This is a genomic window from Limnohabitans sp. JirII-29 (assembly GCF_003063395.1).
Taxonomy (GTDB): Bacteria; Pseudomonadota; Gammaproteobacteria; order Burkholderiales; family Burkholderiaceae_C; genus Limnohabitans.
Map to the genome: position 1 here is coordinate 1 of NZ_NESB01000022.1, position 2,296 is coordinate 2,296.

Sequence of the window (2,296 nt, forward strand, 5' to 3'; positions counted from 1 at the left end):
TGGCGCTGCCCATGGGGCTTTGCAGGGCCAGCAAGGTGCTGGCGTTGACCACCAGCACGTCGTTGCCCGAGCCGCCGTAGAGCACATCGGCACCGCCGTTGCCGATGAGGGTGTCGTCGCCCGCGCCACCCACCAGGGTCTCGGCGCTGGTGCTGCCGGTGAGGGTGTCGGCGGTGGCGCTGCCGAGTTGGTCGACGGCGGTTTTGTTGGCCCAGGTGCCGTCGGTGGCACCAAAAATCACATAGCTGCGCCCGGCGGTGCTGCCCGCGCTGGTGCTGCTGTAAGGCGCCCCCACCAACAAGTCGGCCAAGCCGTCGCCGTTGACGTCGCCTGCGCCCGACACGCTAAAGCCGCTTTGGTCGCTGGCACATGCACCATTGATCACAAAGCCGCCTGTGCCTGCGGCGATGTTGCTCAATTCAATGGTGCTGGTGCTGGTGGTACCCAACACCAGGTAGGTCTGCCCGGCGCGGTTGCCGCTATAAGGCGCACTCACCAGCAAATCGGCCAAACCGTCGCCGTTGACATCGCCTGCGCTCGCCACACTGATGCCACTGAGGTCGCCACTGGCTTGACCATTGATGACAAAGCCCCCTGTGCCCGCGGCGACGTTGCTCAATGCAATGGCGCTGGCTGCTGTGGTGCCCCACACCAGGTAGCTGCGTCCAGCGTTGTTGCGCGCGCTGGGGTCGCCGAAAATAGCCCCCACCAGCAAGTCGGCCAAGCCGTCGCCGTTGACGTCGCCTGCGCCCGCCACGCTGTAGCCACTGAGTTCGCCACTGGCTTGGCCGTTGATCACAAAGCCCCCTGTGCCTGCGGCGACGTTGCTCAACTCAATGGCGCTGGTGGCGGTGGAGCCCCACACCACGTAGCTGTGCCCGGCTTGGGGGCTTATGTTGCTGCTGTAAGGCGCACTCACCAGCAAGTCGGTCAAGCCGTCGCCGTTGATATCGCCTGCGCTCGACACGCTGTAGCCAGTTTGATCGCTAGCACTTATGCCGTTGATCACAAAGCCGCCCGTGCCAGCGGTCACGTCACTCAATTCAATGGTGCTGTTGCCGCTGGTGCCAAACACCACGTAGCTGCGTCCAACGTTGCTGTCTATGCTGTTGGCGGTGCTGTAAAAGGCCCCCACCAACAAATCGGCCAAGCCGTCACCATTGACATCGCCTGCACCCGACACAGACAAACCACTTCTATCACCCGCACATTCACCGTTGATCACAAAGCCGCCTGTGCCAGCGGTCACGTCACTCAATTCAATGGCGCTGGAGGCGGTGGTGCCCCACACCACGTAGCTGCGTCCGGCGCTGCTGCCCGCGCTTGTTCTCGTGAAAGGTGCTGCAATCAACAAGTCGGTCAAGCCGTCGCCGTTGACGTCACCCGCGCCAGACACACTCCAACCGTTCTGTGCACCCGCACATTCGCCGTTGATCACAAAGCCCCCTGTGCCAGCGGCGACGTTGCTCAATTCAATGGCGCTGTTCGCAGTGGTGCCAAACACCACATAGCTTTTTCCTGCATTGTTGCCCGCGCTGGGGGCGCTGTGAAGAGCCCCCACCAGCAAGTCGGCCAAGCCGTCGCCGTTGACGTCGCCTGCGCCCGACACGCTGTAGCCATTGGTGTCGCCACTGGCTTGGCCATTGATCACAAAGCCGCCGGTGCCAGCGGCCACAGCGCTCAGGTTCACGCCGGTCACGGTAAGGCCCTGGCCGCTGACGGCACTGAGGTTGCCCGCCGCGTCCACGGTGTAGAGCACATAGCTGCCGTCGCTCAAGCCGCTCAAGCCCAAGGCAGTGCTGGTGTTGCTCTGCCCGATGGCCACGCTGTTCCACAAACCATCGGCCTGGCTGGTGATGTCGGCCAGCGTGCTCACACTCACGCTGCTGTTGACGAGGTAAGCGGTGCCGACCTCGGAGCTGCTGACGGTGGCGCTGGTGGTGTTGGCCACAACATTCGAACTACCCAAGGTGGCCGTGGGGGCTGTGCTATCGACCGTCAAGGTCTGGCTGCTGGCCGCGCTGAGGTTGCCCGCTGCGTCCACGGTGTAGAGCACGTAGCTGCCGTCGCTCAAGCCGCTCAAGCCCAAGGCGGTGCTGGTGTTGCTCTGCCCAATGGCCACGCTGTTCCACAAGCCATCGGCCTGGCTGGTGATGTCGGCCAGCGAAGTCACACTCACGCTGCTGTTGACGAGGTAAGCGGTGCCGACCTCCGAGCTGCTGACGGTGGCGCTGCTGGTGGTGTCGGCAAAGATGCCGGGGGTGAGGACAGCCGTGGGTGCCACGGTGTCAAGCAC

Annotated in this window: 1 protein-coding gene; it reads right to left on the reverse strand. The window is 63.7% G+C overall.

What is annotated here, in order from left to right:
• Nucleotides 1–2,296: S-layer family protein (locus B9Z39_RS16790; RefSeq protein WP_199221240.1), on the reverse strand; the 2,296-nt coding region annotated here is incomplete at both ends.